The following is an 18,868-nucleotide window of genomic DNA, read 5'->3' as shown; positions in this document are numbered from 1 at the left end:
TCTTAGCTCTGTTGTAACAAGGGTGAGACGGTTTCACTTAAAAATAACGTCAAATATTTGGCGACTCACTAAGTACCATCAGGAATCAGGGAGAGGCATCCATGCGCGTTTTAACCCCCCTCTGCAGCGCGATTTTGCTGGCCATGGCCTGCACTTCTCAGGCTCAGGCGATGTCATTGACCGAGGCGATCCAGAGCACCATTGCGACCCACCCGGAACTGGCGTCGCGGGTCGATGCCCGGCTCTCGGCCGACGAGCAGATTAAAGTCGCCAAAGGGGGCTTTTATCCATCGGTGGACTTGAACGCCGGCTACGGGCGCGGGTACAGCGATAACACCACCACTCGGGCGCAGGGCAATCACCACACCGAAATCCTCAACTACACCCAATCGGAACTGCGCCTGCGGCAGATGCTGTTCGACGGTTTCAACACCTCCAACGAAGTCGCGCGCACCAAAGGCGTGGCCAACTCGCGGGCCTATTACGCTCAGGGCACCGCCCAGGATCTGGCCCTGCGCACTGTCGAGGTGTACCTCGAAGTGCTCAAGCGTCGCGAACTGGTGACCCTGGCCAAGAACAACCTGCAAGCGCACATGCGGGTCAATGATCAGATCGGCCTGCGCACTCAGCGAGGGGTCGGCAGCAACGCCGACTCCGACCAGTCCACCGCCCGCCGGGCGCTGGCGCAAAACAACCTCGATACCGCCGAAGTCGATCTGGCCGATGCCGAGACAAATTTCTACAGCGTCGTGGGGCGCATGCCCGATGAACTCGAAGCACCGCCATCGACCCGCGGCGAATTGCCCGCCACCCTGCCGGAAGCCCAACAGAGCATGGTGGAAAACAACCCGTACCTGAAATCCGCCCAGGCCGATGTGCAATCGGCTGAAAGCCAGTACGAAGTCGCCAAGTCGCCGTTCTACCCGCGTTTTGACGCTGAAGCAGCGGTGGGCGCGAATAACAATATTCAGGGCGACGAAGGCCACGACAACGAATGGCGAGTGGGTGTGGTGATGAACTACAACCTGTTCCGCGGTGGCAGCGACAAGGCCCGGCTGGCCTCCGACGCGCACCAGATCAACCAGGCGCTGGACATCCGCAACAACGCCCTGCGCCAACTCAACGAGAACATCCACCTGGCCTGGAACGCCATGCTCAACGCCAAGAAACAAACCCCGACCGCCCGTGAATACGCCGAAACCACCACCCGTGTGCGGGCCGCGTATCAGGATCAGTTCGGCCTGGGTCAACGGACCTTGCTCGACTTGCTCGACAGTGAAAACGAGCTCTACAACGCCAATCGCCGCTACACCGAAGTGCGCTACACCGAGGAGTTTTCGATGTACCGCGTGCTGGCGAACATGGGTCAGTTGCTGAGCAAACAACGGGTGGTGCTGCCCGCCGATGCGATCGCCGCCACCGAAGTGAAAAACGAAGCTCGTTTGCCTGAACTGAAATGAAATAACCCCGTGCAGGAGCTGCCGAAGGCTGCGATCTTTTGATCTTGATCTTTAAAAGCAAAATCAAAAGATCGCAGCCTTCGGCAGCTCCTACACGGGGGAGATGTGTCGATATTTATGCCAATTGCCGCAGCGCAACGGGAGCGATCAAGTGACCAGCATGGAACCCGGCAACACTGGCGTCGATCCGCGTCTGAGCTTCGACGACCCGCTTCTGGACGGTCTGTTGATTCTCTGCAAACTTCATGGCGCGACGGTCAGTCGCGCCAGCCTGAGTGCCGGGCTGCCAATGGCACACCAACGTTTGAGCCTGGACCTGCTGCCGCGCGCAGCGGCCCGGGCCAGTTTGCAGGCGCGCGTGCTGCGCCGTGAACTGGGGGAGATTTCCGCGCTCAACCTGCCTGTGATGCTGATCCTCAACCATGGCCGCTGCGCAATCTTGCGTCGCTTCGGCGATGACGGTCAGGCGCTGATTCTGCCGAGCGAAGCCGACGGTGGAGAACAATGGGTCAGCACGGACGAGCTGGCCGCCAACTACAGCGGCCAGGCCTTGTTCGCCCGGCCGCGGCATGAACTCGAAGATTTGCGCGCGCCGCTGGTGCCACGAGTCGAGGCATGGTTTCGCGACACGTTGAAGTTGTCGAAGTGGCTGTACAGCGATGCGATTCTGGCGAGCTTTCTGATCAACCTGCTGGGCTTGATGGTGCCGCTGTTCGTGATGCAGACCTACGACCGAGTGGTGCCGAACCAAGCCACTTCAACGTTGTGGGTGCTGTCGATCGGCTTGCTGATCGGCACTGGCTTCGAACTGGTGCTGCGGGTGGTTCGCGCGCACTTGCTGGACACCGCCGGGAAGAAAACCGACGTGATTCTTTCGGCGACCTTGTTCGAACGCATCACCGGCATGGCGATGAAAGCGCGGCCAGCAACCATCGGTGGTTTCGCCCAGAGCATTCATGACTTTCAGGGCCTGCGGGAATTTCTCACCGCCGTCACGCTGACCAGCCTGATCGACCTGCCCTTCGCGGTACTGATGCTGGTGGTAATCGGCCTGCTCGGTGGCTGGCTGGTGGTGATTCCGCTGTTGGCCTTCCCCATCACGATCATCTTTGCCATGGTGATTCAGGCACGTCTGCGCGACACCGTACAGAAGAGTCTGAGCCTCGGCGCCGAACGTCAGGCCTTGCTGATCGAAACCCTCGGCGGCCTGGAAACCCTCAAGGCCTGCAGCGCCGAAAGCGAACGCCAGCACAAATGGGAAAGCACCCACGGCGCCCTCACCCGCCTCGACAGCCACGCGCGCAACCTCTCGGCGCTGGCCACCAACGGCACGTTGTTCATTCAGCAGTTCTCCGGTATGGCGACCATCGTCGCCGGGGTCTACAGCATCATTGCCGGTAACCTCAGCGTTGGTGCGCTGGTGGCGACCTACATGCTCGGCAGCCGCGTGCTCGCGCCGCTGGGACAGATCGCCGGGCTGATCACCCGTTATCAGCAAGCACAACTGACCATGAAAAGCACCGATGCGCTGATGTCGTTGCCGCAAGAACGTGACGCTAAACAGCGGCCGTTGGAGCGCACGCAACTGCAAGGCGCACTCGACGTCAGCGGCGTGACGTTCCACTACAACGGCCAGAATGCTCCGGCCCTGGCTAACGTCAGCTTCAGCATGAAGCCGGGCGAACGGATCGGCATCATCGGCCGCAGTGGTTCAGGCAAAAGCACGTTGGCGCGGCTGGTGATGGGTTTCTATGCACCGGAAGAAGGCCAGTTGCTGCTCGATGGCCTGGACCTGCGGCAACTGGACGTCGCCGACCTGCGCCAACAGATCGGTTACGTCGCCCACGACCTGCCATTGCTGGCCGGCAGCCTGCGCGACAACCTGACCCTCGGCGCGCGCTACATCAGCGATGCCCGGATGCTTGAAGTCGCCGAACTGACCGGCGTCACCGAACTGGCTCGCCAACATCCCCAGGGCTTCGACCGGCCGGTGGGTGAACGCGGTCAGTTGCTGTCGGGCGGTCAACGCCAAGCAGTGTTGCTGGCGCGGGCCTTGTTGCTCGACCCACCGATCATGCTGCTCGACGAACCCACCAGCGCCATGGACAACAGCAGCGAAGACGTCCTGCGGCAAAAACTCCACGGCTGGATTCAGGGCAAAACTCTGCTGCTGGTCACTCACCGCACCTCAATGCTCAGCCTGGTGGACCGGTTGGTGGTGCTGGACAACGGGCGGATCGTCGCCGACGGCCCGAAAGAAGCGGTCATCGATGCACTGCGCAAGGGCCGTGTCGGCTCTGCGACGGTTTAGGGGCACTTTACGACGGCTTCGCCGCCGAGCGGGAGCAAGCTCCTTCGCCACAGGTTTGTGTTCGGCTTTATTTCTCTAACTGACGGGTATCGCCCATGTCTGCTCAAACACCGGATTCAGCGGCCCGAAGCTACCTCGGCAGTTTCAGCAAAAGTGCCGAAAGCGAATTCATGCCGGAAACCGCCGGCGCCTCGTTGCAGGATTCGCCGCGCTGGTCGCGGATCACCGTGTGGCTGGCGGCGGCGCTGCTGATCACCTCGCTGGTCTGGGCCAAGCTCGCCGTGTTGCAGGAAGTCACCACGGGCGAAGGCAAGGCGATTCCCTCGAGCAAGATTCAGGTGATCCAGAACCTGGAGGGCGGCATCGTCACGGAAATCTTCGTGCGCGAAGGGCAAATGGTGAACAAGGGCGACACCTTGCTGCGCCTGGATGACACGCGATTTCTGTCGAACAAAGGTGAAAGCGAAGCGGATCGTTATGCACTGACTGCACAGGTCGAACGGTTATCGGCCGAAGCGGAAGGTCGGCCGTTCAAGCTGTCTGCGGAAGTCATCGCCAAGGCGCCACAAGTGGCCGAGGACGAACGCTCGCTGTACGAACAACGCCAGCGCCGACTGGCCAGCGAACAGCGCACGCTGACCGAACAACTTCGGCAGAAAACCCAGGAACTGGCGGAATTCCGTTCCAAACAGGGGCAGTTCAGTTCCAGCCTGGCGCTGCTGCAACAAGAAATGAACATGTCGGCGCCACTGGTGGGCACCGGAGCGGTTTCGCCGGTGGAAATCCTGCGGCTCAAACGCAGCGCGGTGGAAATCCGCGGCTCGCTGAATGCCACGACCCTGGCGATTCCCCGTGCCGAATCGGCGATCAATGAGATCAAAAGCAAGATCGACGAGTCGGAACAATCCTTCCGTTCGGACGCGGCAAAAGAGCTGAATGAGAAACGCACCGACCTGTCGAAAATCACTGCGACAAGCATTGCCATCGACGACCGGGTGACGCGCACCACCGTGGTGTCGCCGGTTCACGGCATTATCAAAATGCTGAAGGTCAACACCATCGGCGGCGTGGTCCAGCCGGGCAACGACATGGTGGAAATCGTGCCGCTGGAAGACAACCTGCTGATCGAAGCCAAAGTCCGCCCTCAAGACGTGGCGTTCCTGCACCCGGGCCAGAAAGCCATGGTCAAGTTCAGCGCTTACGACTACACGATTTACGGCGGGCTGAGTGCCAAGCTGGAGTTAATTGGCGCGGACACCATCACCGATGACAAGGGCAACAGCTTTTATCTGATTCAGGTGCGCACCGATAAGAATCATTTGGGCGGGGATGCGAAACCGCTGCTGATCATCCCGGGGATGGTGGCGACGGTGGACATTATTACCGGGGAGAAAAGCGTGCTGGATTATCTGCTTAAACCGGTGTTGAAAGCTCGGACCGAGGCGATGCGCGAGCGGTAGTCAGTGATCGTTCCCACGCTCCGCGTGGGAATGCCGCCCGGGACGCTCCGCGTCCCTTCCCGGATGTGACGCAGAGCGTCACTGGATGCATTCCCACGCAGAGCATGGGAACGATCATCGCCCGTGATTTTTCTGGTAGGTCTCCTCCCCCATCGCCGCAATCTGCCCCTCGATCAACGCCTCGAACGGTTTCAACAACGGCTCGAAAGTGGTCGGTGCTTCGAGAATCTGCAACGCCTGCACAATCGCCTCCACCGTCGACAACGCCCCAGGCCCCGGAGCCTTGCGCAAGCGATAACGCGACACCCCGCCCTCGGCCAATGTCACCCTGGGCAACGCCGACAACAATGGATTGAGGTGCAGCATTTTGCGCGCCTTGCGCCAGGTGCCGTCCGGGACCACCAGCAATAGCGGTTCATCATGGGTGGTGTAAGCCTGCAACGGTTGCGCATCCTCGGCGGGAAACAGCAGCCGCGCCTGATAGCCCGGCTGATTCAACAGCACCGGCAAATCCTCGAACACCTCGCCAACGATCAACTCGGCATTCTTCAACCCCAACGCGGCCAATCGCGCGGTGTTCAGCGCATGGTTCACTTCGCTTGGATGCTGAAGCAGCAACACCCGGGTGCGGCTGTCGAGGCTCGGGATCAGCGGGCACAGGCAATGGGTTTGCGGGCGTAGACAGCGTGGGCACTGGATTCTGGACATCGTCTTAAGCCTGATTCAGTTGTGCTTTAAGCAGATCACGGAAGGTCTGGATCAGCGGTTCGCGGCTGCGGCCACGGCGCACGATCATCGAGAACGGCGCCTGATAACCGAACGTCGCCGGCAGCAGCACGCGTAAATCACCTTTGTCGGCCCACGCCTGGGCGTAGTGCTCCGGCAAGTAACCGATGTAGGCGCCGGACAGCACCAGAATCAACTGGGCCTCCATACTTTCCACAGTCGCCGCGCTGTGTTTGAAGCCGTGGCGGGCCAGTTCCGCCTGGCTCCAATAGCCGCGACCGACCATGCGCTGTTGGGTGATGACTTGCTCGGGAATACGCCGCTCGGTGAACAGCGGATGGCGACTGCTGCAATACAGCCAGTGTTGCTCGCGGTACAGCGGCATGTAGACCAGACCGCTCATGCGCGTGGAAAAGGCACCGATGGCCAGGTCGAGGCGGTTGTCCTGCACGCCGAGTTGCAGCTCGTAGGGGCTCATGACCGACAGATGCAAATGCACCGCCGGGTGCTCCTGACTGTAGGCGCCGATGGCTTCGGCGAAGGGCAAGGCCTTATCGCTGACGGTGGAGTCGATCACGCCCAGGTTCAAGGTGCCGCGCAGCTCGCCTTTGAGGGCGGCGGCGTATTGTTCGAAACCTTCGAGTTCGGCCAATAGCCGCAGGGTTTCCTGATGGAACAGCTCACCCTTGCTGGTCAGGCTGAAACCACCGCGACCGCGATGGCAAAGCACCAGGCCCAAGGCCGCTTCGAGCTGGCTCATGTAAGTGCTGATGGCCGAGGTCGAGAGGTTGAGCTCTTGCTGGGCGTTGGCGAACCCCTGATGGCGGACCACGCTGACGAAGATGCGCAATAGTTTCAGGTCGGGTAAAGCGTTGGCCATGGGGGACTCCAGCAGAAAACACGCAGACGATGACGCCTGTAGCAGCTGCGAGCCTGCGAGGCTGCGTTCGGCTGCGAAGCAGTCGTGAAATCAGGCGACGCGGTGTTTCGGGTAATCCTCGTGCTCAGGTTTTACGACTGCTTCGCAGCCGAACGCAGCCTCGCAGGCTCGGCAGCTGCTACATGAGCACTGCAAGTCTATCGCCGCTGCGCCCATTAGTTTAGAAAAATCTGAACTAAGTATTTGCCCATAGCGATTCTTCCCGGTCACTACATTTCGCAGAATCGGCCCACAGCGGTGCCCGTCTCTCCCCGAGCGTGCAACCGACATAAATAAAACAACGACGATGAGGCCTTACCCGTGGACAAGATTCTTCACCAACCACTGGGCGGCAACGAAATGCCGCGCTTCGGCGGCATCGCCACCATGCTGCGACTTCCCCATTTGCCATCCGCCGCCGGCCTGGACGCTGCCTTTATCGGCATCCCCCTGGACATCGGCACGTCCCTGCGCCCCGGCACCCGTTTCGGGCCGCGTGAAATCCGTGCGGAATCGGTGATGATTCGCCCGTACAACATGGCCACCGGCGCCGCGCCGTTCGACTCGCTGTCGGTTGCCGACATCGGTGACGTGGCGATCAACACGTTCAACCTGCTGGACGCCGTGCGGATCATCGAAGAGGCCTACGACAACATCCTCGAACACGATGTGATTCCCATGACCCTCGGCGGCGATCACACCATCACCCTGCCGATCCTGCGCGCCATCCATAAAAAGCACGGCAAGGTCGGTCTGGTGCACATCGACGCTCACGCCGATGTAAACGATCACATGTTCGGCGAGAAGATCGCCCACGGCACCACCTTCCGTCGCGCCGTAGAAGAAGGCCTTCTGGATTGCGACCGCGTGGTGCAAATTGGCCTGCGCGCTCAGGGTTACACCGCTGATGACTTCAACTGGAGCCGCAATCAAGGCTTCCGTGTGGTTCAGGCTGAAGAATGCTGGCACAAATCCCTGGCACCGCTGATGGCCGAAGTTCGCGAGAAAGTCGGCGGCGGTCCGGTGTACCTGAGTTTCGATATCGACGGTATCGACCCGGCCTGGGCACCAGGCACTGGCACCCCGGAAATCGGCGGTCTGACGACCATTCAGGCGATCGAAATCGTGCGCGGCTGCCAAGGCCTCGACCTGGTCGGCTGCGATCTGGTGGAAGTCTCGCCAGCGTACGACACCACCGGTAATACCTCGCTGTTGGGCGCCAATCTGCTGTACGAAATGCTCTGCGTACTGCCGGGCGTGGTCCATCGCTGAGGATCGGTCATGAGCGAACGTGATCAGGTTCTCAACGCCGCCGCCGAGCTGGTATCGGCCTTTGCCCGTAACGATCGCGAAGCTTACTTCGGCGCATTCAGCGTTGATGCCAGCTTCGTGTTCTACACCCTCGAGCAGCCCCTGCTGTCGCGCGATGCCTATCAGGCATTGTGGGACACCTGGCGCGTCGAGGATGGCTTCGAGGTGCTGTCGTGCACCTCGAGCAACGCCTTCGTCAGCCTGCAAGGTGACGTGGCGATTTTCATCCATGACGTAGCCACCGAGCTGCGCATGCAAGGGGAGCAACACTTCAGCCAGGAACGCGAGACGATTGTTTTCAAAAAACAGACGTCTGGCCAAGAACAACAAGGCCTATGGCTGGCCTGCCACGAACATTTGTCCGCAATGCCGGAAGGGCTGCCACCCCCTTAGCCAAACAGGTGACGCTCACACACGATGAGCGCGCCTTTATGATCGGAGCAGATCATGAATAACAACAACAAAGACCAAAGCCTTACGCAAATCGAAACCCACGGGGTCGAACAGATCCCGGACAACGAACGCACCGCAGGCCCGACGGACTTGTTCCGGATGATCTTCGGCGGTTCCAACACCTTTGCCACCGCCGTGCTCGGCAGTTTCCCGGTGCTGTTCGGCCTGTCTTTCCAGGCGGGCGTCTGGGCGATTGTGCTGGGCGTGTTGCTGGGTTCGCTGATCCTTGCGCCGATGGGTTTGTTCGGTCCGCTTAATGGCACCAACAACGCCGTGTCGTCCGGTGCACACTTTGGCGTGCATGGGCGGATCGTCGGTTCGTTTCTGTCGCTGCTGACCGCCATCGCCTTCTTCTCGCTTTCGGTGTGGAGCTCGGGCGATGCGTTGATCGGTGGCGCAAAACGCCTGATCGGCCTGCCGGAAACCGACTTGACCCTGGGCCTTGCCTACGGTCTGTTCGCGATCCTGGTGCTGACGGTGTGCATCTACGGTTTCCGCTTCCTGCTGTGGGTCAACAAGATCGCGGTGTGGAGCGCCAGCCTGTTGTTCCTGTTGGGCATCTTTGCTTTCGCCGGTCCCTTCGATGTGAATTACGCCGGCAACGTCAGTCTCGGTCAACCGGGTTTCTGGGCGGCCTTCATCGGCGCTGCGCTGGTAGCGATGAGCAACCCGATTTCCTTCGGGGCGTTCCTCGGCGACTGGTCGCGCTACATCCCGCGTGACACCTCCAAGCGCCGGATCATGGCCGCCGTGGTGATCTCGCAGATCGCCACCTTCATCCCGTTCCTGTTCGGCCTCGCCACTGCCACCATCGTGGCGATCAAGGCACCGGACTACATCGCGGCCAACAATTACGTCGGCGGTCTGCTGGCGGTTTCACCAAGCTGGTTCTTCCTGCCGGTGTGCCTGATTGCGGTGATCGGCGGCATGTCCACCGGCACCACGTCGCTGTATGGCACGGGGCTGGACATGTCCAGCGTGTTCCCGAGGGTGCTGTCGCGGGTCAAGGCAACGTTGCTGATCGGCGTGATGTCGATTGCCTTCATCTTCATCGGGCGCTTTGCGGCGAACCTGGTGCAGAGCGTGTCGACCTTCGCCGTGCTGATCATCACCTGCACCACCCCGTGGATGGTGATCATGATCATCGGCCTGCTGGTGCGTCGCGGCTTCTACTGCCCGGATGACCTGCAAGTGTTCACCCGTGGCGAGAAAGGCGGCCGTTACTGGTTCACCCACGGCTGGAACTGGCGCGGCCTGGGTGCCTGGATCCCAAGTGCATTGGTGGGTTTGTGCTTCGTGAACCTGCCGGGGCAGTTTGTTGGTGTGCTGGGTGATCTGGCCGGGGGCATCGACATATCCCTGCCGGTGACGCTGGGCCTGGCCTCCGTGGTGTACCTGACGCTGCTGAGTCTGTTCCCGGAACCGGCTGCGGTGTTCGGCCCCAACGATGCACGCAGCAAGGGCGCACACACCATCGCAAAACCTGAAATGCGTCAGCCAGCCTGACACCGACACCCCTGTGGGAGCGAGCCTGCTCGCGATGACTGCGGCACATCCGACATTGATGTGACTGATAAATCGCTATCGCGAGCAGGCTCGCTCCCACAGGGGCCGGTCCACAGAACCATCTTTGTTTCACCATAAAAAAGACAATCGGAGACACGCCATCATGGCTTTGGATTTATTCGTCGTACTCATCTACGCCGCCGCGATGCTGATACTCGGCTACTACGGCATGCGCAAGGCCAAGACCAACGAAGACTTTTTGGTCGCCGGTCGTAACCTCGGCCCGAGCCTGTACATGGGCACCATGGCCGCGACCGTTCTGGGCGGCGCATCTACCGTCGGCACCGTGCGCCTGGGTTACGTCCATGGCATCTCCGGTTTCTGGCTCTGCGCGGCCCTCGGTTGCGGGATCGTGGCGCTGAACCTGTTCCTCGCCAAACCGCTGCTGAAACTGAAAATCTACACCGTTACCCAGGTGCTGGAAAAACGCTACAACCCGATGGCCCGCTCCGCGAGCGCGGTGATCATGCTGGCGTATGCGCTGATGATCGGCGTGGTCTCGATCCTGGCCATTGGCACCGTGCTGCAAGTGCTGTTCGACCTGCCATTCTGGCTGTCGGTATTGGTCGGCGGTGGCGTGGTGGTGATTTATTCGGCGATCGGCGGCATGTGGTCCCTGACCCTGACCGACATCGTCCAGTTCGTCATCAAGACCGTGGGCCTGATGTTCATCCTGTTGCCAATCTGCCTGTACCGCGTCGGTGGTTGGGATGAGTTGGTGTTGAAACTGCCGGCAACCGCCTTCAGCTTCACCACGATTGGCTGGGACACCATCATCACCTACTTCATGATCTACTTCTTCGGGATCCTGATTGGCCAAGACATCTGGCAGCGTGTGTTCACCGTCAAGAGCGCCAAAGTGGCTCAGGTCGCCGGCACATTCGCAGGCTTCTATTGCATCCTTTACGGACTGGCCTGCGCCCTGATCGGCATGGCCGCTCATGTACTGATCCCGGACCTGGACAACGTCAACAACGCCTTTGCCGCCATCGTCAAACTGTCCCTGCCGGACGGAATCCGTGGCCTGGTGATTGCGGCTGCCCTGGCGGCCATGATGTCCACCGCCAGCGCCGGCCTGCTCGCCGCGGCCACCACCCTGACCGAAGACCTGCTGCCGAAACTGCGCGGCGGTAAACAGTCGAGCCTGGCGGTCAACCGCCTGTTCACCCTGCTGACCGGCATCGCCGTGCTGGGTATCGCGCTGGTCGTCAACGACGTGATCAGTGCCCTGACCCTGGCCTATAACCTGTTGGTGGGCGGCATGTTGATCCCGCTGATCGGTGCAATCTTCTGGAAACGCGCAACCACCGCCGGCGCTATCGCCAGCATGGGCATGGGCTTCGCCACCGCGCTGCTGTTCATGGTCAAGGACGGCATGGACGCCAACACCCCGATCTACTACAGCCTCGGCGTAGGCCTGGTGAGTTTCGTGGTGGTCAGCCTGCTGTCCCGTCGCCCGGCAGTGGTGGCCAGCCCTGCCTAAGCTGAACATAACGACTTGATGCTTTCTTCGACGGGTGTGGCGTCGGTTGCCACACCCGTTTTTTTTCGTCTGGAGAAAACCTTTAATGAAGATTGTTTCTCGCGATCAGTGGTTCGAGGTCAAACAGCTCAGCGACGGCATACGCCTGATTCACGAGCCTTACATTAGGCCCTTTTACCGCTGCAACCTCTGGCACATTCAGGGGCGTGACAAGGATTTGCTGCTGGACAGCGGTTCCGGGCTGGTCAGCCTGCGCGAGCAATTGCCGTGGATCACCGAACGACCGCTGGTGGCGGTGGCCAGCCATTGCCATTTCGACCACATCGCCGGCCATCACGAGTTTCCCGAACGGCTGGTGCACCCGGCCGAAGCACAGATCCTCGCCGAGCCCGATGGCGACAACACCCTGAGCAAGGCTTTCGTCGGTGACGACATGTTCGAGGCTCACCCCGACTGCCCGTTGTGCTACGCCGAATACCGGGTCAAAGCCGCACCGGCCACGGGTTTGATTGAAGAAGGTGACGTGCTCGATCTCGGTGATCGGGTCTTGCAAGTGCTGCACACACCGGGTCATTCACCGGGCGGCATCAGCCTGTTTGAAGCGGCGACCGAAACCCTGTTCAGCGGCGACATCATTTACGACGGGCCACTGATCGAAGACGCCTATCACTCCAACCTCGACGACTACGCCCGCAGCCTGCAACGCTTGCGTGCGCTGCCGATCCGCACCGTGCATGGCGGGCATTTCGGGAGTTTTTCCGGGGAGTATTTGCGCACGATGATTGACGAGTGGCAGCGCCGACACGCCTGAAGCCTGCTGTACTCAGCACCAGGGACAACAACAATAACGCCCTCGAAGAACAATCATGACAAGAGACGCCGTTCATACAGCCGTGCACCGCTTCATCAGCCGCCTGCTCGAGGGCCGGGATGACTTCGACGACAACACCCCTCTGGTGCAGTTGGGACTGGATAAAGAAGACATTGAAGATCTGATTTTCCATCTGGAAGATAAGCTGGGATTGACAGCGTTTACCGCCGAAGAAGACCGGATGCTCAAGACTGCGACGACCGTCGACGACTTGAGCCGGTTTTTGATTGAGATCGGGCGGTATTGAGACGGGTTGTCAGATACCACCGATATGACGAATGAACCTCTGTGGCGAGGGAGCTTGCTCCCGCTCGATTGCGCAGCAATCGCAAGCTGCATCCGTGCTCGACCTGATCCACCTCTGTGGCGATGAATGGGGCCGCTGCGCGCCCCAGCGGGAGCAAGCTCCCTCGCCACAGGTGATTTGCCAGAATTACCGGCGGCGCTGCTGCTGGCGGCGACGTTGTTCGTCGTCAGTGCGAATGGGTATGGGTTGCAGAGGCGGTTCGATCAAACCGAGTGCGACACCCAGGTCATGCAGCCAGTTTTGGATTTTCTCTTTCATGGTGCCCCCTTCAGGGTAGTGCCGAGCGGCTGAAGTTCTGTAGCCCCTTCGCACTGATAATAGTCCGAAGTCCTACGCAATGCTCGCCCAAGATCGCAATGATCTGTTACTAAATTGATCCAAATCCCAGACCGCCCGTTCAAGCAATTGCCTGGGTCTGAATCGCTGCCGACGGATACACCGCCTGCTGCTGCTCGATCCATGCATTCAGGTTGGCCCCGACCATGCCTTTGCGCCACATCAGCCACGTGGTCGCGCTGGCGAACGGCTCGGCCAACGGGTGCACCGCCACACTTTCGCGCCCCGGCAGACTAGCGAGCATCGACTCCGACATCAGCGCTACGCCGGAGCCGGCAATCACGCAGGCAAGCATTCCCGGATAAGACTCGATCTCCATCGCCCGGCCCATGGCTGCATGGTCATGGGCAAACCAGGCTTCCAGACGCATCCGATAGGAACAGCCCTGCCGAAACGTGAACACCGAACGTCCTTCGACATCCAGTGCACTGCGTACCGGCGGATGATCGGCCTCGCTGATCAATACCAGCCGTTCGTGGCATAACGGCACGCCGTCGAGCCCGGCCAGTTCCAGCGGACCGTCCACCAGCGCCGCATCGAGGCGCCCGGTGAGCAGACCTTCGAGCAATTCGCCGCTGGGGCCCGATTGCACTTGCAGGTTCACCGCCGGATAGCTGCGGTGATAACGCGCCAACAGCTCTGGCAGGTGAATTGCGGCGGTGCTGTACATGGTGCCCAGTACGAAGTCCCCGGCCGGTTGCCCGCCCTGCACTGCCGCGTGGGCTTCGTCGTGCAAGGCGAACAGCTTGGCGGTGTAGTCCAAGAGGACTTTTCCCGCAGGTGACAACTGCAAACGCTGACGCTCACGTACGAACAGTTCGACACCGAGTTGCTCTTCGAGCTGCTTGAGCCGGGTCGACAGGTTGGACGGCACGCGATGCAATCGTTCAGCAGCGCGGGTAATGGAGCCCTCCTGCGCCACCGCCTGGAAAATCCGCAATTGGCTGAATTCCACGCAATTCTCCAAATCAGAACAAGTTTCTCACTATTATTCATTTTTAAAGAAAGTCAATCAGTCCTAGCCTGACGGTCATTGATCCTCGAAACGGAACTCAGACCATGTCCCCTCTGATTCGCTTAACCGCCAGCTTCATCGCCCTGATGATGGCCATGGGCATCGGGCGTTTCGCCCTGACCCCGCAACTGCCGCACTTGCTCAGCGAAGGCCAGATCGACCTGACTGCCGCCGGTCTGATTGCCGCCGCCAACTACCTCGGCTACTTCGTCGGCGCGGTGGACGCGATGTTCGCTCGTCGCCCCGACCAGGTTCGTCGACGCCTGCTCGGCGGTTTGTGGCTCTGTGTGCTGCTGACTCTGGCCTCGTTCTGGGCCAACGGGTTCTGGTCGCATCTGGCATTGCGTTTCGGCACAGGCGTGGCCAGTGCGTGGGTGTTGGTGATGATTACTGCATTGAGTCAACCGTTGGCAGCGGCGGCCGGTCGTCCGCGGCTTGGCGCCCTGGTCTTTGCCGGGCCGGGTCTGGGGATTTTTCTGACAGGGTTGTTGGCCTTGGGCTCGAACCTGCTGGGGCAGACGTCCGCAGTCTTGTGGCTGGTGTATGCCGGAGTCGGGGTGGTGATGCTGTTGGGGATTCTGCCGTTCCTGCCGCAACCGGCCGCTCTTTCTACGGCGTCCCCATCTGCCGTCACATCGGGTGCCCAAGGTGTCGGACGTTTACCGGTGATCTATGGGTTATACGGTTTGGGCTACATCATCCCGGCCACTTTCCTCTCGCAAATGGCCAGCGCACAGTTCCATGGGCAATGGCAAGCCGATCTGTTCTGGCCATGCTTCGGTCTGGCGGCGGCAATCGGGGTGGTGTTGGTGAGCCTGCGTCGGCACAACCCGAATGCCACTCGCCATTGGCTGATGGCAACATTGTGGTTGCAAGCGGCCGGGGTCTTCGCCTGCCTGTTGGGTAGCGGTGCCGGCCTGGCGTTGGGGGTGATCTTGTGTGGCGGGCCGTTCCTGGCCTGCATGCAACTGGTGATGCAGCGCTCCCGGGAACTGGCGCCCCATGCCACCCAGCGCAACGCCGGGCTGCTGACCGCGTGCTTCGCCGTGGGTCAGCTCAGCGGGCCGTTGCTGGCCGCGCTGAGCAGTCATTTCAGCGGTGGATTGCAACCCGCGCTGGTGATCGCCGGCAGCGGTTTGCTCATCGCAGGAGGTTTGTTGCTGCGCCCGGTCAGGGTTGCCCAAGTGCTTTGCGCAAACGACGGCGGACCCACTGCTCTGCGCTCACAAAAGTGATCCCGAGCAGCACCAGCACCGCGCCGATCACAAAGTTCAGGCTCAGTTCTTCGCCCAGCAGCACCACGCCGAATGTGACGCCGAACAGCGGCGTCATGAACGAAAACACCGCCAGGTTCGCCGCCAGATAACGACGCAGCAGCCAGAACCAGGTCAGGTAACTGAAGAACGACACCACCAACCCCTGGAACAGCACGCTGGCCACGGCAACAGTGGTCAGCCTGACAGGAGTGACCTGCCCGCTGAGGATCGCGATCAACAGCAGGCCGACGAAGCCGACGATCAGTTGATAAAACAGCGTCAGCGTCACCGGCGCTTCCGACAGGCGCGAGGCGCGCACCACCACGGTGGTCGCGCCCCACGACGCGCCAGCCAGCACGCCCAACGCATCGCCCATCAGCATGCGGTGGTCGAGGTTGTCCCACGACACGCCACCGGCAAACGCAATGGCAATGCCGATGAAGGCGAGAACAATCCCCAGCCACTGCACCGGTCTTAAACGTTCACTGGGCAGCAGCCAATGCACGCCCAATGCGGTGAAGATCGGCGCGGTATAAAGGAACACCGACATGTGCGCCGCCGTGGTCAATTGCAGGCCTTCGGAAATGAAGAAGAACTCCAGGCCAAACAACGCACCCGCCAGCAAGCCGCCGCGCCAGGTATTACCGACCTGATCCCAACCGCCCTTCCAGCAGATCAACAATCCTACGAGCAATGCGGAAATACCCGACCGCCCCGCCGCTTGCATGACCGGCGCGATGTCGGGCGCGGCCCACTTGATCATCACCTGCTGCACGCCCCAGATCAGGCACAACCCGACCATCACTTGCAGGGCAAATCCATCGGCGCTACGCCGGGTGGCGCTCACCGGAACACCTCGATAACACAATCCATGGCAGTGACTCGACAGTAAACGCAAAGCCCCGACCTTCTGACTGAACAGAGTGCCGGGGCGAAAAATTATGCCGTCGATTATTAACCAGATGGACAGAAAAAGGTGTCTGCAAAAGACCTTTAAATCATCACGTGCGTCATCCGGCCGTGGCCGGCGTAGGGTCAGCTGAGTTCGATACGATCAGCGTGAATGACGATCTGGCCGTTCTTGTACAACGCACCAATGGCCTTTTTGAAGTTGCCCTTGCTGACGCCGAACATACTGCTGATCAGCGTCGGGTCGCTCTTGTCGCTGACTGGCAGAGTGCCGTTGTTGTCGCGCAACCTGGCAAGAATCTTCGAGTTCAGGCTAGTGGCAGCTTCCTCGCCCACCGGTTGCAGGCTCAGGCTGATCTTGCCGTCAGCGCGGACTTCTTTGATAAAGCCCTTCTCTTCTTTACCGGCGCGCATGAACTTGAAGATTTCGTTCTTGTGGATCAGGCCCCAGTGCTTGTTGTTGATGATTGCCTTGAAGCCCATATCGGTCGCTTCGGCCACCAGCAAATCAACTTCCTGACCCGGGGTGTAATTGGCCGGGGTCTTGTCCAGGTAGCGGTCCAGACGCGCCGTCGCGGTGATGCGTCGCGTGTGTTTGTCGAGGTAGACATGCACCACGACGTACTCGCCGGCGGTCATCTGGCGCTTTTCTTCGGAATACGGCAGCAGCAGGTCCTTCGGCAAACCCCAATCCAGAAACACGCCGATGCTGTTGACTTCAACAACTTTCAAACTGGCGAATTCACCGACTTGAACTTTCGGCTTTTCGGTCGTTGCGATAAGTTTGTCATCGCTGTCCAGATAAATAAAAACGTTTAGCCAGTCTTCATCTTCGCTGGGAATATCTTTGGGAATATAACGGTTAGGCAGAAGGATTTCGCCATCCGCGCCACCGTCCAGATATAAACCGAAGTTAGTGTGTTTAACCACTTGCAAACTGTTGTAGCGCCCGACTAAAGCCATGTCCAATACCCTCATTGCGTGGGCGGCATTCTACCCGGTTTTGCGGGCCGCGTTCGGCGGCCGGTCCGGTGGCACAAGAAAATCCGTCGAAGGCCTTAATTTTCCTGGGTTTTGCCGCGTGCGTTTGGCCGCTCGTCAGGCCGTTCGGCTGTTCCTCCCCCTCGCCAGCCCATCCGAAAAGCGCTTTTTCCTCACTTGGGTTCTTAGTTAAAACAGCAGCTTACGGGAACATTGCGAATAATAACTTGCGATAAATTGCGTTGCTCCAAGGTGTATTTCGGGAGGATATTTACCAAGCAATTGTCAAGTATTTCCTGTACGATGCCTGGCCAAGTTAATTTCTACAGGTTAATGGCCGCCATGCGTGTAAAAGCATCCAACAGCAAAGCAAAGCCAGCTCCAGCCGTTGAAACCAGCGAATCGATCAACAACCAGATCGCTGCGTTCCTCAAGTCCGGCGGAGAGATCCAGCAAATTGCCAAAGGCGTCAGCGGCCAGACGTTCGGCCCGTCCAAGCAGATCACGCTGGGCAAGAAGTAATTTCCCCCGCGTTAACTGGTCCCTAAGCGCTTTGAGCTTCGAAGCGCTTGGACTGGAACCCTCCCGCAATACCCCATAAAACAAATCAATATTTCAAAAATCGACGAACGGCCCTCGATGCCGAACATTCGCCGGTATGCTTGCACGTGTCTGGATCAAGCGTTTCAGCAGGTTTTCAGGACCTGCTCCTCGCTGTTCATGGAGTGACGCATGCTCAAGCCCTCTCTTTTTCTGCTCGGCAGCCTGCTGTGGTATTCGGTCGCCCAAGCACAAGTCTTCCAGCGCGAACTGGGCGATTTCGATCTCAAGCTCGCGACCACCCCCAGCCGCAGCATGGCCCAAGGGCTGGTCAAACCCTCGACGACCGGCTCGTTCCACGGTGGCCTCGACCTGAGCCACGACAGCGGCTTCTATGTAGGTCAATGGTCCCCCAGCATGGGACTCAGCCCGTCGAGCAACCTTGAAGTCGATTCCTACATGGGCTTTAAACAGCCTTTCGATCACTCCCTCGGCTACGAAGTGGGCATGATCCAATACAGCTACCCGAAAGTGGACACCCTCGACAGCCAGGAGCTGTTCGGCGGCCTGACCCTGCTGGGCAGCCGCTTCGGCGCGGCCTTTAGCAACGACCCGGACAAACAGAACAGCACCCTGTTCGCCGACCTCAGTGGCAATCAGCCGTTCGGCATCGGGATCAGCCTGAAATACACCACCCACCAACTCAACACACCGGTGTCCGTCGACGATGGGTATGTAGGCAGTTTTACCGACTGGTCAGTGAAATTGTCCCGGCCATTCATGGGCATCGATCTGGACTTGATCTACAGTGATTCAAGCCTGAGCGGCAGCGATTGTTCCGCTTATTCTGGCCACAATAGCCAGTGCGACGGCCTGGTGACGCTCAAGGCTGCGCACAGCTTCTATTAATTGGCTGAACTGCCGGGCTTATCCCGCGATCACACAAGAGAACCCTTAAGAAACC

The 18,868-nt window shown here is 59.9% G+C and carries 18 protein-coding genes; 12 read left to right on the top strand and 6 right to left on the bottom strand.

What is annotated here, in order from left to right:
- Positions 1 to 101: 101 nt before the first annotated feature.
- The 3 genes from IB250_RS09750 (at position 102) to IB250_RS09740 (ending at position 5,231) form a co-directional block, all read left to right on the top strand.
- A complete protein-coding gene (locus IB250_RS09750) occupies positions 102 to 1,460 on the top strand; it encodes a TolC family outer membrane protein (protein WP_192343946.1) in 1,359 nt (452 codons plus the stop codon).
- A 151-nt stretch (positions 1,461 to 1,611) separates the two neighbouring features.
- A complete protein-coding gene (locus IB250_RS09745) occupies positions 1,612 to 3,771 on the top strand; it encodes a type I secretion system permease/ATPase (RefSeq protein ID WP_192343945.1) in 2,160 nt (719 codons plus the stop codon).
- 95 nt (positions 3,772 to 3,866) lie between these two features.
- Positions 3,867 to 5,231, top strand: coding sequence for an HlyD family type I secretion periplasmic adaptor subunit (locus tag IB250_RS09740; RefSeq protein ID WP_192343944.1), 1,365 nt, complete (start codon positions 3,867 to 3,869; stop codon positions 5,229 to 5,231).
- Positions 5,232 to 5,345: 114 nt separating this feature from the next.
- Here the strand turns inward: IB250_RS09740 and IB250_RS09735 are convergent, their stop codons facing one another.
- Positions 5,346 to 5,939, bottom strand: coding sequence for a tRNA-uridine aminocarboxypropyltransferase (locus tag IB250_RS09735; RefSeq protein WP_192343943.1), 594 nt, complete (start codon positions 5,937 to 5,939; stop codon positions 5,346 to 5,348).
- Between the two features lie 4 nt (positions 5,940 to 5,943).
- Complete coding sequence (locus IB250_RS09730; protein ID WP_008013540.1) at positions 5,944 to 6,837, bottom strand: LysR family transcriptional regulator; 894 nt, start codon at positions 6,835 to 6,837, stop codon at positions 5,944 to 5,946.
- Positions 6,838 to 7,197: 360 nt separating this feature from the next.
- Between IB250_RS09730 and speB the strand changes: the two genes are divergently transcribed.
- From speB to IB250_RS09700, 6 genes are all read left to right on the top strand, one after another.
- A complete protein-coding gene (speB, locus tag IB250_RS09725; protein ID WP_007905133.1) occupies positions 7,198 to 8,148 on the top strand; it encodes an agmatinase in 951 nt (316 codons plus the stop codon).
- Between the two features lie 9 nt (positions 8,149 to 8,157).
- Entirely contained in the window at positions 8,158 to 8,580 is a 423-nt protein-coding gene (locus IB250_RS09720; RefSeq protein ID WP_192343942.1) for a YybH family protein, read from the top strand.
- 54 nt (positions 8,581 to 8,634) lie between these two features.
- Complete coding sequence (locus IB250_RS09715) at positions 8,635 to 10,146, top strand: purine-cytosine permease family protein (protein ID WP_192343941.1); 1,512 nt, start codon at positions 8,635 to 8,637, stop codon at positions 10,144 to 10,146.
- A 163-nt stretch (positions 10,147 to 10,309) separates the two neighbouring features.
- The gene (locus IB250_RS09710; protein ID WP_192343940.1) at positions 10,310 to 11,689 is read left to right on the top strand and encodes a sodium:solute symporter; all 1,380 of its coding nucleotides are present in this window, start codon (positions 10,310 to 10,312) and stop codon (positions 11,687 to 11,689) included.
- A gap of 85 nt (positions 11,690 to 11,774) precedes the next feature.
- Complete coding sequence (locus IB250_RS09705) at positions 11,775 to 12,500, top strand: MBL fold metallo-hydrolase (RefSeq protein WP_008013544.1); 726 nt, start codon at positions 11,775 to 11,777, stop codon at positions 12,498 to 12,500.
- A gap of 55 nt (positions 12,501 to 12,555) precedes the next feature.
- Positions 12,556 to 12,807: an acyl carrier protein gene (locus tag IB250_RS09700; protein WP_192343939.1), complete on the top strand. Its 252-nt coding sequence runs from the start codon at positions 12,556 to 12,558 to the stop codon at positions 12,805 to 12,807.
- A 186-nt stretch (positions 12,808 to 12,993) separates the two neighbouring features.
- Here the strand turns inward: IB250_RS09700 and IB250_RS28830 are convergent, their stop codons facing one another.
- Positions 12,994 to 13,125, bottom strand: a complete 132-nt coding sequence (locus tag IB250_RS28830) for a PA1414 family protein (protein ID WP_256348862.1) — start codon at positions 13,123 to 13,125, stop codon at positions 12,994 to 12,996.
- 139 nt (positions 13,126 to 13,264) lie between these two features.
- Positions 13,265 to 14,158 carry a putrescine utilization regulator PtrR gene (ptrR, locus tag IB250_RS09695; protein ID WP_192343938.1) on the bottom strand — a complete coding sequence of 298 codons (894 nt, stop codon included), beginning with the start codon at positions 14,156 to 14,158 and terminating at the stop codon, positions 13,265 to 13,267.
- Between the two features lie 104 nt (positions 14,159 to 14,262).
- On the opposite strand from ptrR, the gene IB250_RS09690 reads away from it, so the two are divergent.
- Positions 14,263 to 15,453 carry an MFS transporter gene (locus tag IB250_RS09690; RefSeq protein WP_192343937.1) on the top strand — a complete coding sequence of 397 codons (1,191 nt, stop codon included), beginning with the start codon at positions 14,263 to 14,265 and terminating at the stop codon, positions 15,451 to 15,453.
- On the opposite strand, the gene IB250_RS09685 is transcribed toward IB250_RS09690, so the two are convergent.
- Complete coding sequence (locus IB250_RS09685) at positions 15,389 to 16,321, bottom strand: DMT family transporter (RefSeq protein ID WP_192343936.1); 933 nt, start codon at positions 16,319 to 16,321, stop codon at positions 15,389 to 15,391. The two genes, IB250_RS09690 and IB250_RS09685, sit on opposite strands and share 65 nt — an antisense overlap.
- A 188-nt stretch (positions 16,322 to 16,509) precedes the next feature.
- Positions 16,510 to 17,346, bottom strand: a complete 837-nt coding sequence (locus IB250_RS09680; protein ID WP_008076708.1) for a S1 RNA-binding domain-containing protein — start codon at positions 17,344 to 17,346, stop codon at positions 16,510 to 16,512.
- Between the two features lie 351 nt (positions 17,347 to 17,697).
- On the opposite strand from IB250_RS09680, the gene IB250_RS09675 reads away from it, so the two are divergent.
- A complete protein-coding gene (locus IB250_RS09675) occupies positions 17,698 to 17,886 on the top strand; it encodes a hypothetical protein (protein ID WP_017337097.1) in 189 nt (62 codons plus the stop codon).
- Between the two features lie 210 nt (positions 17,887 to 18,096).
- Positions 18,097 to 18,813: a TorF family putative porin gene (locus IB250_RS09670; RefSeq protein ID WP_123494648.1), complete on the top strand. Its 717-nt coding sequence runs from the start codon at positions 18,097 to 18,099 to the stop codon at positions 18,811 to 18,813.
- Positions 18,814 to 18,868: the final 55 nt, after the last annotated feature.

Origin of the sequence: Pseudomonas sp. PDM09 (assembly GCF_014852305.1) — a bacterium.
GTDB lineage: Bacteria > Pseudomonadota > Gammaproteobacteria > Pseudomonadales > Pseudomonadaceae > Aquipseudomonas.
Note: the sequence above shows the minus strand (reverse complement) of the source record. Positions and strands in the feature narration are given on the sequence as shown.

Excerpts from the sequence above, each read along its gene's own strand:
- IB250_RS09750 (WP_192343946.1), top strand. The coding sequence starts at position 102 with ATGCGCGTTTTAACCCCCCTCTGCAGCGCGATTTTGCTGGCCATGGCC.
- IB250_RS09740 (WP_192343944.1), top strand. The coding sequence starts at position 3,867 with ATGTCTGCTCAAACACCGGATTCAGCGGCCCGAAGCTACCTCGGCAGT.
- IB250_RS09735 (WP_192343943.1), bottom strand. The coding sequence starts at position 5,939 with ATGTCCAGAATCCAGTGCCCACGCTGTCTACGCCCGCAAACCCATTGC.
- IB250_RS09730 (WP_008013540.1), bottom strand. The coding sequence starts at position 6,837 with ATGGCCAACGCTTTACCCGACCTGAAACTATTGCGCATCTTCGTCAGC.
- IB250_RS09720 (WP_192343942.1), top strand. The coding sequence starts at position 8,158 with ATGAGCGAACGTGATCAGGTTCTCAACGCCGCCGCCGAGCTGGTATCG.
- IB250_RS09715 (WP_192343941.1), top strand. The coding sequence starts at position 8,635 with ATGAATAACAACAACAAAGACCAAAGCCTTACGCAAATCGAAACCCAC.
- IB250_RS09710 (WP_192343940.1), top strand. The coding sequence starts at position 10,310 with ATGGCTTTGGATTTATTCGTCGTACTCATCTACGCCGCCGCGATGCTG.
- IB250_RS09705 (WP_008013544.1), top strand. The coding sequence starts at position 11,775 with ATGAAGATTGTTTCTCGCGATCAGTGGTTCGAGGTCAAACAGCTCAGC.
- IB250_RS09700 (WP_192343939.1), top strand. The coding sequence starts at position 12,556 with ATGACAAGAGACGCCGTTCATACAGCCGTGCACCGCTTCATCAGCCGC.
- IB250_RS28830 (WP_256348862.1), bottom strand. The coding sequence starts at position 13,125 with ATGAAAGAGAAAATCCAAAACTGGCTGCATGACCTGGGTGTCGCACTC.
- IB250_RS09690 (WP_192343937.1), top strand. The coding sequence starts at position 14,263 with ATGTCCCCTCTGATTCGCTTAACCGCCAGCTTCATCGCCCTGATGATG.
- IB250_RS09680 (WP_008076708.1), bottom strand. The coding sequence starts at position 17,346 with ATGGCTTTAGTCGGGCGCTACAACAGTTTGCAAGTGGTTAAACACACT.
- IB250_RS09675 (WP_017337097.1), top strand. The coding sequence starts at position 17,698 with ATGGCCGCCATGCGTGTAAAAGCATCCAACAGCAAAGCAAAGCCAGCT.
- IB250_RS09670 (WP_123494648.1), top strand. The coding sequence starts at position 18,097 with ATGCTCAAGCCCTCTCTTTTTCTGCTCGGCAGCCTGCTGTGGTATTCG.